Annotated in this window: 8 protein-coding genes and 1 pseudogene; 5 read left to right on the forward strand and 4 right to left on the reverse strand. The window is 64.5% G+C overall.

Annotated features, from left to right (window positions below; all coding sequences use genetic code 11):
• Positions 1 to 127 precede the first annotated feature (127 nt).
• A complete protein-coding gene (locus K359_RS58765; RefSeq protein WP_084518373.1) occupies positions 128 to 1,423 on the forward strand; it encodes a serine hydrolase in 1,296 nt (431 codons plus the stop codon).
• 134 nt (positions 1,424 to 1,557) lie between these two features.
• Here K359_RS58765 and K359_RS51805 read toward each other — a convergent pair.
• Positions 1,558 to 2,488, reverse strand: a pseudogene (locus tag K359_RS51805) (Bug family tripartite tricarboxylate transporter substrate binding protein).
• A 282-nt stretch (positions 2,489 to 2,770) separates the two neighbouring features.
• Between K359_RS51805 and K359_RS0112850 the strand changes: the two are divergent.
• Complete coding sequence (locus K359_RS0112850) at positions 2,771 to 5,572, forward strand: AAA family ATPase (protein WP_029079713.1); 2,802 nt, start codon at positions 2,771 to 2,773, stop codon at positions 5,570 to 5,572.
• 145 nt (positions 5,573 to 5,717) lie between these two features.
• Positions 5,718 to 6,713: an alpha/beta hydrolase gene (locus tag K359_RS0112855; RefSeq protein WP_245284588.1), complete on the forward strand. Its 996-nt coding sequence runs from the start codon at positions 5,718 to 5,720 to the stop codon at positions 6,711 to 6,713.
• 269 nt (positions 6,714 to 6,982) lie between these two features.
• Here the strand turns inward: K359_RS0112855 and K359_RS0112860 are convergent, their stop codons facing one another.
• The 3 genes from K359_RS0112860 to K359_RS0112870 form a co-directional block, all read right to left on the reverse strand.
• On the reverse strand, positions 6,983 to 7,480 hold the full coding sequence (locus tag K359_RS0112860; protein WP_029079715.1) for a hypothetical protein: 498 nt from the start codon (positions 7,478 to 7,480) through the stop codon (positions 6,983 to 6,985).
• 310 nt (positions 7,481 to 7,790) lie between these two features.
• Positions 7,791 to 9,359: a hypothetical protein gene (locus K359_RS0112865; protein WP_245284589.1), complete on the reverse strand. Its 1,569-nt coding sequence runs from the start codon at positions 9,357 to 9,359 to the stop codon at positions 7,791 to 7,793.
• A 364-nt stretch (positions 9,360 to 9,723) separates the two neighbouring features.
• Complete coding sequence (locus tag K359_RS0112870; RefSeq protein WP_029079717.1) at positions 9,724 to 10,911, reverse strand: DUF2125 domain-containing protein; 1,188 nt, start codon at positions 10,909 to 10,911, stop codon at positions 9,724 to 9,726.
• 132 nt (positions 10,912 to 11,043) lie between these two features.
• Here K359_RS0112870 and K359_RS0112875 point away from each other — a divergent pair, with 132 nt between their 5' ends.
• Together K359_RS0112875 and K359_RS0112880 are read left to right on the forward strand one after the other, a co-directional pair.
• Positions 11,044 to 11,655 (forward strand): gamma-glutamylcyclotransferase, encoded by a 612-nt coding sequence (locus tag K359_RS0112875; RefSeq protein WP_029079718.1) that lies wholly within the window; start codon positions 11,044 to 11,046, stop codon positions 11,653 to 11,655.
• A 341-nt stretch (positions 11,656 to 11,996) separates the two neighbouring features.
• Positions 11,997 to 15,302 (forward strand): efflux RND transporter permease subunit, encoded by a 3,306-nt coding sequence (locus K359_RS0112880; protein WP_029079719.1) that lies wholly within the window; start codon positions 11,997 to 11,999, stop codon positions 15,300 to 15,302.
• Positions 15,303 to 15,382: the final 80 nt, after the last annotated feature.

Below are 15,382 nucleotides of genomic sequence, written 5' to 3' on the forward strand. Positions count from 1 at the left end.
CGAGGCGGAAAGTCGTCTCGCTCTCCCGCAATCGTCGGCTTTTGCCACGAGGCGGACTTGGCGCCAGTCACCGCCGAAGCTCGTGTTGACCCCTGCCGAAAGTGGCCCCTTATGGTAAAACTATTTCATGTCTCAATTTGTCGTCTGCTCGCGAAACGCCAAGTCGACGGTCCTCAATATCAGCCGTCGAGCCTTGCTCGCGTTCATAGGAAGCCTCGTTGCCCTCCCGATTTCACGTGCTCAGGACAATGCGGCCTCAGGCAGCAGCAGCGATTTTGAGCATCGTATCCAGCGCATCGTGAATGCCCTAAGGCCTGCTATCGCCGACGCCAGCGGTCGTCCGATGAGGCTTGCTGATCGGATGAACGAACTGCACGTTCCTGGCGTCAGCATCGCCGTGATTCATGGCGGCGCAATCCAGGCCCGCGGGTTCGGGGCCGCCACCATCGGTGGTCCGCCTGTAACGCCTGAAACGTTGTTCCAAGCGGCCTCAATCAGCAAACCGGTTACCGCTGTAGCGGCGCTCGCATTGGTTCAGGCCGGGAAACTCGATCTCGATGGCGACGTCAATTTAGCCCTTAAGACCTGGAGAATTCCTGTTAACTCGTTCACCGATCAATCAAGGGTTACACTTCGAAGCCTGCTGAATCATTCGGCTGGTATAACCGTTCCCTATTTTCCGGGATATCCTGCAGATGCACCCGTTCCGTCACTCGCCGAGGTTCTCAACGGCGCGCCGCTGTGGTGTCGTGCCCTAGCCCGGTTCGAGCTGTCAGCGCATGATTGGTTTGCACTATGCGCTCCTGCAAACACCGCGCCTGTCATTGTCGATCACGAGCCCGGCGCCAGGTTCGCGTATTCTAGCGGCGGCTATACTATAGTGCAGCAATTGCTCATCGACGTAACTGACAAGGCGTTTCCAGAACTGCTTGAAGAAGTTGTCCTCAAGCCGTTCGGAATGACCCACAGCAGTTTCCTCCAGCCGCTGCCCAAAAATGTCGCTCAAAATGCCGCAACACCCTATCGAGCGAGCGGAGCGCCGGTACCGGGAGGTCCCCATACCTATCCGGAATTGGCTGCCGCGGGATTGTGGACGACCCCTACCGACGTCGCGCACTTTGCGCTGGGTGTGCTGGACGCATGGACCGGCCGCGACACATCCGTGTTGTCTCAGGCCCCGACCCTTCAAATGCTCACACCGGGTCTTGGCGATTATGGACTGGGTCTGATTGTTCGCGGAGTCTCGCCGCATCGACAATTTCAGCATAGGGGCGTCAATGATGGATTCGTCAGTTCTATGATCGTGTTCGAAAATGGTGATGGCGCCGTTATCATGACGAACGGGGCTCGCGGTGGAGAACTGGCCAGCGAGCTCATGCAAAGTATCGCAGCGGAATATAATTGGCCGGATGGCCAGCCCTAGGATGATTCCGCCAATCAACATAAGCCGGCAAGCGTTGGGTTGATTGGTCGGAAGCGATCCGGGCGTTGACCGTGTCTCTTTGAATGTCCGTTGTTGGAGAGGAAGCGGACGCGACCAATTTACGAGTCCACGTCCTACGCCGGCGGCAGGCCGAGCGACTGGGCGGCCTCCATCCAGCCCGGCAATTCGCGCTGATACAGCGCGTTGCTGTCCTTGAAGCCGATCGCGGGCTCCAGCACGAAGGTGTTGAGAACCTCCTTCACCTTGGCATCGTCGTTGGCGGCGACGCAGAGCTCGGACAGCCGGTCGACGATCGGCTGCGGCGTCGCCTTCGGCACCGCCCAGCCCGAGAAGCCGCTCAAGGTGAAGAATTTCGACGTCGCGCCCTGTTCGGGCAGCGTCTTGATATCCGGGATCGCGGCGACCTTCTTGGAGTGCACCGCGAACACTGTGCCGCGGCCGCTTTGCAGCGCGGAGCGCGGCGGTGTAGCTGCCCATCGCGACATCGAGCGTGCCTTCCGCGAGCCCGGTCCACATCGGCGCCTCGCCGCGATAATGGATCGGCTCGATGGTGAGGCCGTATTGCTTGTTGAGCTCGTTGATCGTCATGTGCGGCGCCGAGCCCGCGCTGTAGGTGCCGAAATTCACCTTGCCGCTGCTGCGTGCATGGGCGACGAAGTCCGCCAGCGTCTTGACGCCGAGCTTCGGGTTCGCGACCAGCAGCAGCCCGGCGCCCGGGATCACGCTGACCAGCGTCAGGTCCTTGTCCATGTCATAGCCGGGGTTCTTCATCATCGCCCGGTTCATCACATAGGTGGCCGAGATCGAGCAGAGGATGGTGTGGCCGTCGGGCGCGGCGCGCGCGACTTCCGCCGCGCCGATCGATCCCGAGGCACCGGCCTTGTTCTCGATCACGACGGTCTGCCCGACCTGCCGCGAGATGTATTCGCCGAAAGCGCGCGCCAAGAGGTCGGTCTGCCCGCCTGCGGGATAGCTGCAGATCATCCGGATCTGCCGCGACGGCTACGCCGCCTGCGCCGACGCCCGGCGCGACAGCAAGGGCATCGCGGCAGCCGCCGCGCCGGCAGCGATGACGTGACGGCGACTGAATTTCACCAACGCGATTCTCTCCCTGAATTTTCAGCGAGGTTATCGCATCGTCCGGCGACAGCGACGGGACAGATTGGCGCAGCGGGCGCGTCGGGCCGGACGCGACAGCCGACAGGCAGACGACCAGTCGGCGATCGTGCACGATAAGGCTCCTGCACCGCTCTCCACCCGTGATAGGATGGGTCCGATACAGACTAGATCGATGCGGCCCGGTGCGGCGTCTGGAACGGTTGCGGGATGGCCAAGCGGACGAAGAAGACACAACCGCAGACGGGATCGCTCGCCCCCACCACCCGATCTCCAACCCCACGCTTACAAGGCCGCGAGCAGGACGTTGCTCTTATCGATCGGTTGATCGACCGCATCGATCAAGGTGGATCGACGCTCATTGTCAGCGGCGAGCCCGGAATCGGGAAATCGACCCTGCTCGAAATCGCCAGGCAGCGAGCCGGTGAGCGCGGCTTTTCGGTCCTCAGCATGGCTGGCGTCCTGGCCGAAGTTCATTTGCCGTTCGCAGCGCTCGAGCAGGCATTGCGGCCTCTGATGAAGCAGGCCGCGCGCCTGATTCCTCGGCAACGGTCGGCGCTGCTGGCCGCCTTCGGCATGCACGACGACGCTGGTCCGTCCGATCTCTTTCTGGTGGGGCTGGCGGCGCTGTCCCTTCTCACCGAACGCGCAACACGCGGGCCCATCCTACTTGTTGCCGACGATGCCCAGTGGCTGGATCAGGCAACCTACGAGGTGTTGGCGTTCATCTCGCGCAGGCTGAGTTCGGACCCCATCGTTCTGCTGCTGGCCATGCGCGATGGTTTCAATCGTCCGTTTGGAGATGCCTCCACACTGCGGCTGCATCTTGCCGGACTTGATCGAGTCGATGCCGAGCGCCTGCTGGACGCCAACGCACCGGGCCTGTCGGCCGATCTGCGCGGCCGCTTCCTCGAACAGGCTGCCGGCAACCCGCTGGCCCTTGTCGAACTGCCCCGCGGCGAGCGGGCAACGGAAGCGCGCGATGCACCGTGGCTTCCACTCACGGAGCGTCTGGAACGCGCCTTCTCGAGCCGCGTGTCGGACCTTCCAGATTGGACCCGAACCCTGCTGTTCGTGGCGGCGGAAAATGACGGAACTTCGCTGTACGAAGTTCTGCATGCCGGAGAGGCGGTATTGGGCGTGCGGGTCGGGGTCGACGCCCTGGCGCCGGCTGTCGCCGCCGGACTGATCGAGGTCGACGCCACGGACGTACGTTTCCGCCATCCGCTGGTTCGCTCCGCGATGCATCAGGCGGCTGAGCTGGCGACGCGTCAAAAAATTCACGCAGCGTTGGCGAGGACCATTCAGGATCAGTTGGATCGCCAGCTATGGCATCGCGCGGCGGCGACGATCGGACCGGACGACGAACTGGCGGACGAACACGATCTTATGGCGACCCGGGCATTGCGGCGGGGCGCAGTTGCCATGGCGATCGCGGTCCTTGAAAATGCGGCCCGACTGAGCAGTACGGCGAAAGCCAGGAGCGACCGTCTGCTGCGGGCTGCCGAACTTGCCGCCGATCTGGGACAACCAGATCTCATGGAACGTTTGCTCCGCCAGGCCGACGTCGATGAAAGCGACCCGCTCACATCGGCCAGGATCGGCTGGTGTCGCGAAATCGGCCAACCTCCGGCGATCGATGATCCCGCAAAGATCCCGGCCCTGCTTGGATTCGCCGCCCGGGCCCACGCCGCAGGCGCAACGGGTCTGACAGCCAATCTTCTTTGGCGTGCCGCGCAACGCTGCTGGTGGAGCAGTGCAAGCGACGAACTCCGCACCAGGGTTTTTGTTGCGGCAGGCCGGCTGAAGCTGCCGGCGAGGGATCCTCTTCTGCTCGCGATCTCCGCCTATGTCGAACCGCTTCGGCACGGAGGTGACGTGCATGTCAAACTCCACGAGTTGTCCAGGACAAGGGATGGCGATCCAGTCGTTGCGGGAATCCTGGGAAGCGCGGCGAATGTCATCGGCGCATTCGATCTCGGCACAGGCCTGCTCGCCGGGTCCAGTGCAGCGCTACGCGCACAGGGCCGGCTCGGCGATCTTGCGCGGGTGCTGTTCGCGCAAGGTTGGGCCGAAATGGAAGTCGGCGACTGGACGAGTGCGACGAGGGAGGCCGAAGAATCGGTCCGGCTCGCCGAAGAGACAGACGGCACCTTGTGGATCGCGGCGGCCACGATCCTGAAGGCGCATCTCGCCGGAATGCAAGGCAATCTGGAGCAATCCGAAGCGCATGCGGCGCAGGCGGAGCGCCTTGCCCTATCGATAGGCGCCAGCTTCCTGCTCGCAATGCTGCAGCTCGCGCGTGGCATTTCCGCGATCGGCGCAGGCCGGCACTGGGAGGCCTATCAACATCTGCGACGTCTGTTCGCACCTGCCGATCCAGCTTTCAATTCCGGTCTCCAGTTCTTCGGACTTGCGGATTTCGTCGAATCCTCTGTGCTCTCTGGCAACGCCGAAACGGCCCGTGCAGTGGTCGACGAGATGGAGCATGGATCGGCCCCGACGCCGGTCCCCTGGGTCGAAACCATGCTCCACTACAGCAACGCGCTACTTGCGGCACCTGAGGATGCTGAACAGTCCTTCTTGCGCGGTCTCGGGCCGGCTGCGAAGAGATGGCCATTCCTGCGAGGACGGATTCTTCTCGCCTATGGCGGCTGGCTGCGCCGGCAGCGGCGTCCCGCCGACGCGAGGGCCCCGCTGCGCGAAGCCCGCGACATCTTCGACGCACTCGGTGCTTCGCCCTGGAGTGACCGCGCACGGGAGGAACTACGTGCTTCAGGGGAAGCCAGCCGCCGGCGGACCGAGCAGGTATGGGAGACGCTGACTCCACAGGAGCTTCACATCGCGCAACTCGCCAGTGAGGGCCTCTCCAACAAGGAAATCGGGGCCAGGCTGTATTTGTCCCACAGAACGGTCGGCTACCATCTGCACCGGATATTCTCGAAGACCGGCATCACCTCACGATCCGGCCTGCGCCACATTCTTGCCAGGACCAGCCCTTCCGCGAGCTAACCGACCGGTCACCGGACTGGTCATTCGACAGAAGCGATCGCTCCTCCTTCCGGGATACCCAGGTGCTGCGTGCAACCCCTCTCCTGAGAGAACGACCGTGAAACGCTTCTCGTCACTTGCCATCCTAAGCCTCGGAGCAATGCTCATGACCCAAGCCGCCGACGCGGCCCCGGACGCCGCCACTGACCCTCGGATCGATCCTCAGATCCGTTCCTTCCTCGCCAAGCTCAACAAGGACCCCAGTCCGTTCTGGGAACTGCCCCAGCCAAAGCCGCAGCAGATTGTCTCCGACCTGCAGCGCCAGACGGCCGTCGATATGTCCGGCGTCACGACGTCTGAACAAACGATCAACCAGGATGGCCGGACCGTAAAGCTGTACATCATGAAGCCGGTCCAAACGAGCGCCCGGCCCGGCGTCGTGCTGTTCATTCATGGCGGTGTCTGGATTGTCGGCAATTTCGAGAACCATCAGCGCCTGCTGCGCGATCTCGTCGTCGGCACGGGGCAGATCGGGGTATTCGTCGAGTACACGCCGCTGCCGGAGGCCAAGTTTCCGACTCAGCTTGAGGAGAGCTACGCAGCCCTGCAATGGATCGCGCAGCATGCGGCAGAGTTCGGTGCTGATGGCAGCCGGATCGCGGTCGCCGGCAATTCGGTCGGAGGCAACATGGCCGCCGTGCTTGCCCTGATGAGCAAGGACCGCAGCGGGCCCAAGATCAGCTTGCAAGTGCTCCTGATTCCGGCGACCGACGCCAGCGTGGATACCGGTTCCTATCGCGAGTATGGGACCGGCCGTTTCCTGGCACGCGCGTTCATGAAGTATGGATGGGATCTCTACGCTCCCGACATCAAGACGCGCGACAATCCCTATGTGTCGCCGTTACGCGCCAGCATCGATCGGCTCAGAGACCTGCCGCCGGCGCTCGTCATCACGGCGGAAAACGACCCGCTGCGCGATGAGGGAGAGGCTTACGCAAGGAAGCTGAAGGATGCCGGCGTAGCGGTCGCCGCGGTTCGCTACAACGGCACGATCCATGACTTCGTGTCGCTGAACGCGATCCGCAAAGTGCCTTCTACCGAAGCCGCGATCGGCCAGATCAACGAGGCCCTGCGCCAGCATCTCGATCCAGCCACCCACTAAGCATTTCGAGCGAGGTGGATGCCGTTCGCGTAAACGCCTCAAAACAACAAGCCGCAGCCCCGTTCCTATTCGATCGGAACGTGGCTGCAACGCTGTGATCGGCGCGGCGGCCTCTCGCGCTGCCGCGCCGATCGTACGATATCCCGCGCGAGGGACTAATGACTCCGCCCAGAACAGCGGCGGGATTTGACCGACGTTCAGTGGCCATCGCCCTCAATGCGGCCCTTGACGTCGACGCCCGGCGCGGTGGGTTATGCCTGCAGCTAAACCTACGAAGCTGCTCGATTCGACCGCACCGACATCGCCGCAACCTTCTGCGCCAGCCGCTGCCGGCCGACGAGGCCGGCGGTGGCCAGCATGACGACGCCGCCAAACCACCACGAGCCGATCACGAACTCCCAGGCCCGCGGCGGAATCTCGTCGAAGACGATGCCATAGACCGACACCAGCGCGGCCAGCGCGGCGAAGAAGATGCCGCCCGCGCTCAGAAGCTCGACGACGTCGATGCGCCCCGTCGCGCGCACCGTCAGCTTTGGAATATCGATGCCGAGATAGAAGCCGACGGCACCGATCACGATCGTCGTCGCGATGAAGGCCAGCGTGCTGAACATCGCGATGTGGCCCTTCGAGAGCTGGGCGGCGACGAAGGTGCCGGCCATGGCGCCGGCCATCGCCAGCCCGGTTCGTTGCATCACATGCGCGGCGCGGCTGACCATCATCAACTCGCGCGCGAGCACGGCTCGCTCCTTTCTGGTCACGATCCTCATCTGCAGTGTTCCTTTGCTCGCGCTTCGGTTCTGACCGGTTCGCTGCGCTCCCTCTCCCCGTTCTTAAGGGGTCGAGACGAGCGTAGCTCGCTCTTAGAGGGTTGGGGTGAGGGGCCGTCTCCGCACATACGGTGATAGCTGCGTTTGCGGAGACTCCCCCTCACCCGGATTGCATCTCCGATGCAACGTAGCCGAAGCTCCGCTTCGGCGTTCTTGAGAACGGCCGCCGAAGGCGGCCTGCGCCTCTCCCCACACGCGGGGCGAGGTGAAGCGGAGTCCACTGCTCGACCCGTAGTATCCTCGTCATGCCCTAGAACGGGTAGTAGCGGATTTGCGTCATCACGATGTGGTCATCGGTCTTCGGCGCGCCGCCGACGCCCTGGAAGGCGAAGCGCTGGGTGTAGGAATATTGCGCGCCGGCCTTGATGGTCCCGTAGTCGCCCTTGAAGATCGTGTCGTAGAAGCCCGCGGTGTATTGCCGGACCTCCGACGTGTTCGCGTTGCAGGTTGCGGCCGGCGAGTTCTCGGTGTTGCAGCCGAGATTGTTGTAGAGCGGATTGCCGTAGCCGAACGGCACGGTGCCGACATCGGAGAACGTCGCCTTGGTCTTCTCGAGCCCGGCATAGGCGTAGAGATCGAGCGACGGCGTCGTGTGCCAGACCGAGCCGACCAGGAACGCCGTGATCGGCAGCGGCTGGATCGAGCCGTCCTGGCGCACCGTCGCGTCGGGGAATGGCGTTGCGGTGAAGCGGCCGAGCGCGCCGTAGGACGCCGAGGCCTGCACTTCCAGCGTCTTCGGCACGATCTCGGCCGAGAGGTGGCCACCGAAGCTCACCGTGTTGACGTCATGATTGGCGAAATCGAAGCGATCGTAGAAGTCGCGATATAACGCCCATGCCTCGACATGCAGCTTGTAGGGCCCGAGCCGCGGGTCCCACGCGCCCTTCACGGTGATGTCAGGAACGTGGTTGAGGCTGACATTGTTCAGGCTGTTGAAGAAGCTACCGCCCGGACCGGTGAGATTGACCAATAGATTCGGATTGAGCACGCCCTGCGGCCCGACCGCGGGCGTGCCGACCAGCGGCGTGTTGCCGCCGAAGAAGGACGACTGCCGATTCTCGGCCGACACCGCGAGCTTGAATTCGGGGCCGATGTCCTGCCAGACCCGGACGCCCGGCTGCCGGGCGCCGAGGAAGCCCGGCACCAGCTCGAAATCGATCACGCCCGGCGTATCGGCGCCACGCGGATCGATGCCGGCCTTGCTCGGCGTATTGAGCGACCAGCTCTGGCCGGCGAGCACATGCAGGCCGAGATCGGTGCGGTCGATCTCGATGCTGGCCTGCCGCAGCCGCGGGTTGAACGAGTTGGTCGCGACCGAATTTGCGGTCTGCGCCGCACCCTCGAAATCGAGCTCGCCGAAGCCGGCGATATGAGTGGTCTCGGTCGCATTGGCTTCGGCGAGCACCGAGAAGCGGGTCTGGCGCGCGGTGAAGCGCGACTCGCCGGTGTTGTAGTTCTTGCTCTGCGGGAACGGAATGAAGTTGTAGACCGAGCCCGAGTCGGAAGCGAGGTTGCGGCTGCGGTAGATGCCGGTGAGATCGACCCAGCCGCCGAAGGTGAAGGTGACGCCCTTGTAGCAGAGCTTGCCCGATGCGCAGGGATCGAACGGCACCGGCGCCTTCGCCGCCATTTGCATATTCTGTCTTGTGTTCTCTCTTGCGGCCAGCGCGTCTTCCTTGCGCGCCTGCGCTTCCATTTTCTGTTCGAGCTGCTTGAGGCGCGCTTTCAACGCCTTCAGTTCGGACGCGTCGTCTTCCGCAAACGCAGAACCAGTCGACAGCAGCATGCTGCCGAGCAGAATTCCCCCGAGAATTCGCATCGCTTATCTCCCACGCGAGGTTGTTTCCTCAGGCCAGAGAGAGCGGTATTCGGGGAGTGATATTCGCGACGCCCCGCATTATTCCGGTCACGTTTTTCTCATCGCGACCGCGGGAATGTTTTGCCGCGACGGATGATACCGCCCGCGAGGGATTAGAGAGTGATGAGATTAGCGACCGCGAAGACGCTGCGCTCCCTCTCCCGCAAGCGGGAGGGTGGGGGTGGGGTATCGCCACGAATCCCATCGTGGAAAGAGCCCCCACCCGCCGCGCTACGCGCGTCGGCCTCCCCCGCAAGCGAGAGAGGCAAAGCGAGTCTGCGGACTGGCCGCTTCAACCAAAAGCGATCACGCTTGATGCGGCCGCTCAGAACAGCGGCGGAATCTGTCCGACCTTCAGCGGCCCCACAAACACCGCGCCGTCGGCGAAGCGCAGCGGGAAGCTGCGCGCCTTCTTGCCTTCGAGCGAAGCCTCGGTGCCGAGCGAATTGATGCCCGCGGAGATGCCGGCATTGGCGTTCTGCTTGATCACCTTGCCGAGGCCGGGAATCGCGCGGTCCAGCGCGCCGAACAGATTGCTGAGGTCCTGGCTCTTCACGCCCGGCGCGACGCGATCCAGCGTTGCCTGCGGCACGCCCTCCTCCAGCATCTTGTCGATGCCGAGCGCGGGGATGACGCGCTCGAGGCCGGCGACCGTCATCTGCAGCTCGCCCTCGATCAACCCTTGCGCGTTCAGGCGCAGCGTGCCGGCCGCGACCGAGACCACATCGCCCTGCTCGATCCGCGACTGCTGGATCTCGACGCTGCCGCCGGCCGCCTGGATCTCGCGGAAGCGATCCGGCCAGGGCTTTGGCGAGAAATCCTTCAACCCGTTGAGCCGCGCATGGATGTCGGCATTGAACGGCTGGGCGAGCAGCGGATGCACCTCCTGCAAGGTGCCGCCTGATATCTGCAGCACGGTCTCGATCGCGGGATTGTCGGGCGCCGAGCCGTCGACCTGTCGGCCGTGCAGCTCGATGTGGTTGACATGCGCCACCGGGATCGGCGCGACACCGCCGATGCGATCGATGGCGAGATCGTCAAACACCAGCGAGGCGCGCTGCGGCACCGCCGGCAAGCCGACCACGCTGCTGCGCCCCAGCTTCCAGTTCACCTGCAGCGTCGGCTGCGCGTTGCGCTCGGCGATCGTCGCCGGTCCCTTGAACTCGGCGATCACGCGCTTGGGGTCGTAGACCTGCGCCACCACCAGGATCTCGGCCAGCCGCGCCACGAACGCCATCTGCGGCGAGGCGGTCTGCGACACCAGCATCACGCTCGGATCGGTGCAGCGGACCTCGAAGCGGAACGGGTAACCCGCCACCGAACGGTTGCCGCAGTCATAGACCCGGCCGGCCTTCGCCTCCTGCGCGCGCCAGGCATCGGCCTGCACGCCGACCTCTGAGGCGGCGAAGAACCAGAAGCCGCTCCACGCGACCGCGGCGATCAGGACCGCGACGGGGACGGCATAGAGGCCGAAGCGCGAGCGGCGGCGGGGGGCGAAGGTCAAATCGGACATGCGGCGTCCTTTGGCGGGCGAATTTGTCAAAATCTAAGCGGCGGCAAGCCCTGAACAAGCCCTTAGCAAGCCTTGGAAACATCACGGAATTTGCTTCGCTTGGGCAGCGTGTTCTGCTAGCCCATCGGTGCAATGGCTGCAAATCCCCTCAACTCCGAAACCGCCGACGGCGACCTCTGGGTGTTCGGCTACGGCTCGCTGATGTGGAAGCCGGGCTTCGAGTACCTCGAGCAGGTGCCGGCGCGGCTGATCGGCGAGCATCGCGCGCTTTGCGTCTATTCCTTTGACCACCGCGGCACGCCGGAGAAGCCCGGCCTTGTGCTCGGGCTCGACCGCGGCGGCGCCTGCCGCGGCATCGCGTTCCGCGTCGCCGCCCGCCTGCGCCACGACACCATCGCCTATTTGCGGGCGCGCGAGCAGACCACCAATGTCTATCGCGAGGTGATGCGCTCGGTGTGGCTGGAGAACGCGGCGCGCGATCGCGTCAGTGCGCTGGCCTATGTGGTCGATCGCGGCCATGTGCAATATGCCGGGCGGCTGTCGCTGGCCGAACAGCTGCGCCTGGTGCAGCAGGGCCACGGTCGCTCCGGCAACAACCGCGACTACGTGCTCTCCACCGTCGCCGCGATCGAGCAGCAGGGCTTTCGCGATCAGCCGCTGCATCAGCTGGCGGTGATGCTGCATGATGCGGGCGCGACGCTGCATCGCGACGCGCGTGCGACGGGCGGGGTTGATCCACGCTGAGGCGCGGTGGGACGGCAGCATTGATGAATCAGGCCGATCTCGTAGGATGGGTGGAGCGTAGCGATACCCATCAATTGCATCCGCGCAGTGAGGTGATGGGTATCGCTTCGCTCCACCCATCCTACGCAAATCATCCGCGCAGCCGCTGCTGCGATACCTCCCCGTCAGCGGCACGATCGGGCTTTGTAAACGGCTTGTTGCAAGATCGCACTTTTCCGGCGCGCGGCGCGGTGCATCCGGCAAATCACGGCAGGGGTGTGGCAGCGCCCTGTGACATTTAGGCTTTTGCATCGCGGCGCGGACAGATAGAAGCTGAGCCGCAAACATCGCTCGCTGATGCAATGAACCTCTCCGCACCCTTTGTCCGCCGGCCGGTCGGCACCACGCTGCTGTCGCTTGGGCTGGTCGTGGCGGGTATCATTGCGTTCTTCAAGCTGCCGGTGTCGCCGCTGCCGGATGTCGACATCCCGACCATCATGGTGCAGGCGACCTTGCCCGGCGCGAGCCCGGCCGATGTCGCTGCCACCGTGGCGAGCCCGCTCGAGCGGCACCTCGGCCAGATCGCCAGCGTCACCGAGATGACATCGACGTCTTCGCTCGGCTCGGCACGCATCACGCTGCAATTCGACATCGAGCGCGACATCAACGGCGCGGCGCGCGACGTGCAGGCCGCGATCAACGCGGCGCGCGCCGATTTACCGACCAACCTGCGCGCCAACCCGACCTACCGCAAGTTCAACCCGGCCTCGGCGCCGATCCTGATCTACACATTGACCTCGGATACGCTGACCCCGGCCGAGCTGTACGACGCCGCCTCCACCGTGCTCGCGCAAAAGCTGTCGCAGGTCGAGGGCGTCGGCGAAGTCTCGGTCGGCGGCGGCTCGCTGCCGGCGGTGCGGGTCGAGTTGATCCCGCCGGCGCTCTTCAAATACGGCATCGGGCTCGAGGACGTCCGCGCCGCGCTCAGTAGCGCCAATGCCCACAGTCCGAAGGGCGGCATCGACGTCGGCGACCAGCGCTACCAGGTCTACGCGAACGACCAGGCCAGGAAGGCGGCGGACTACAGGCCGCTGGTCGTCGCCTATCGCAACGGCGCGGCGGTGCGCCTGACCGACGTCGGCGACGTGATCGATTCCGTGGAGAACGTCCGCACGCTTGGCCTTTCCAACGGCAAGCCGGCGGTCGTGATGATCGTGTACCGGCAGCCGGGCGCCAATATCATCAAGATGGTCGACAGTGTGAAGGGGCTGATGCCGCAGCTCAAGGCCTCGGTCTCGAACGCGATCGACATCACGCTGGCGATGGACCGCTCGAAGACGATTCGCGCCTCGCTGCACGACGTCGAGATCACGCTCCTGATCGCCGTCGCGCTGGTGATCCTGGTCGTGTTCGCGTTCCTGCGCAACGCGCGCGCCACGCTGGTGCCGGTGGTGGCGGTCGGGGTGTCGCTGATTGCGACCTTCGCCGTGATGTACATGCTCGGCTACACGCTCGACATCTTCTCGCTGATGGCGCTGACGGTGGCGACCGGCTTCGTGGTCGATGACGCCATCGTGGTGCTGGAGAACATCACCCGCCACATGGATGCCGGACTGTCGCGGCTGGAAGCGACGCTGGTCGGCACCCGCGAGGTCGGCTTCACCGTGCTGTCGATGAGCGTGTCGCTGATCGCGGTGTTCGTGCCGATCCTGTTGATGGGCGGCCTGGTCGGCCGCCTGTTCCGCGAATTCGCCATGACGATCACGATCGCGATCGTGATCTCGCTGGTGGTCTCGCTGACGACGACGCCGATGATGTGCGCCGTACTGCTGCGCAAGGAGCAAGGCCAGCCGCACGGCCAGATCTACCGGATCAACGAGCGCTTCCTCGAGCTGATGCTGAGCGGCTACCGCGCGACGCTCGGCCTCGCTTTGCGCCACCCCCTCTTGGTGATGCTGATCCTGGGCTGCACGCTTTATCTGAACGTCCATCTCTACACGGTCGTGCCCAAGGGGTTTGTGCCGCAGCAGGACACCGGACTGCTGATCGGCTCGATCCAGGCCGACCAGAGCACCTCGTTCCAGCTGATGCAGCAGAAGCTGACGCAGTTCATCGACATCGTCAAAACCGATCCGGCGGTCGATACCGCGGTCGGCTTCACCGGCGGCGGCGGCGTGGGCCCCGGCGGCGGCACCAATACCGGCACGGTGTTCGCCTCGCTGAAGCCGATGGACCAGCGCAAGCTGCGCGCCGACAAGGTGATCGAGCGGCTGCGCGAGCCGCTCGCGACGGTGGCGGGCGCCACCTTGTTCCTGCAATCGATCGGCGATCTCGGCGCCGGCGGCCGTTCGGGCAACGCGGCGTATCAATACACGCTGAAGGGCTCGACCTTCGAGGAGCTGAACGAGTGGACGCCGAAGCTCGTCGCCGCGCTGCAGAAGGAGCCGACGCTGGCCGACGTCAACACCGACCAGCAGAACAAGGCGCTGCAGGCCAATCTGATCATCGATCGCGACGCCGCCTCGCGGCTCGGGATCACGGTCGCCCAGCTCGACAACACGCTGTATGACGCCTTCGGCCAGCGCCAGGTCTCGACCATCTTCGTCGCGCGCAACCAGTATCACGTGATCATGGAGGTCGCGCCGCGCTTCTCGCAGGATCCGCAGACCCTGAAGGAGGTCTATATCTCGACCTCGGGCGGATCGGCGAGCGGCACGCAGTCAACCAACGCGGTGGCCGGAACGGTCGCCTCGTCGTCGCAGAAGAGCTCGGTCAGCTCTGTCGCCGCCAATGTGGTGCGCAACCAGGCGACCAACTCGATCGGCGCCACCGGCAAGGGCGTCGCCTCGACCGGAACCGCGGTCTCGACCAGCGCGGAGACGATGATCCCGCTGTCGAGCGTCGCCCGCTTCGAGCACGGCGTGACGCCGCTCGCCGTCAACCACCAGGATCTCCTTGTCGCCAGCACCATCTCCTTCAACCTGGCGCCGGGCACCTCGCTGAGCACCGCGACCACCACGATCGAGAACGCGATGAACGCGATGCACGCGCTCGGCATGCCGGCGGGCATCAATGGCGGGTTCGCCGGCTCCGCGAAGATCTTCCAGCAGGCGCTGGCGAACGAGCTGTTTCTCATTCTCGCGGCGCTGGCGACGATCTACATCTCGCTCGGCATGCTCTACGAGAGCTACATCCACCCGCTGACCATCCTCTCCACTTTGCCCTCGGCCGGCGTCGGCGCGGTGGCGGCGCTGATGCTGTCGCACACCGATTTCGACATCATCGGCATGATCGGGGTGATTTTGCTGGTCGGCATCGTGAAGAAGAACGCGATCATGATGATCGACTTCGCGCTCGACGCCGAGCGCCAGCGCGGGCTGTCGTCGCGCGACGCGATCTACGAGGCCTGCCTGATGCGGTTCCGCCCGATCATGATGACGACGCTCGCCGCCTTGTTCGGCGCGGTGCCGTTGATGATCGGCCTCGGCGAAGGCAGCGAGCTGCGCCAGCCGCTCGGCATCGCGATCTTCGGCGGCCTGATCCTGAGCCAGATCCTGACGCTCTACACCACGCCGGTGGTCTATCTCTATCTCGACCGCACCAGGCTCTGGAACCAGCGGCGGCGTGCCGCGCGCCGCGCACGCCGGGCTGCGGCGAGCCCGTCCTGACCTGCCATCGTTGACAGACCCGCGCCGATCTTGCCAACCTGCCGCGAGGTGGCAGGCGCAAGGAACCAAGCTGTGACTCC

Origin of the sequence: Bradyrhizobium sp. th-b2, from assembly GCF_000426785.1 — a bacterium.
Taxonomy (GTDB): Bacteria; Pseudomonadota; Alphaproteobacteria; order Rhizobiales; family Xanthobacteraceae; genus Bradyrhizobium; species Bradyrhizobium septentrionale.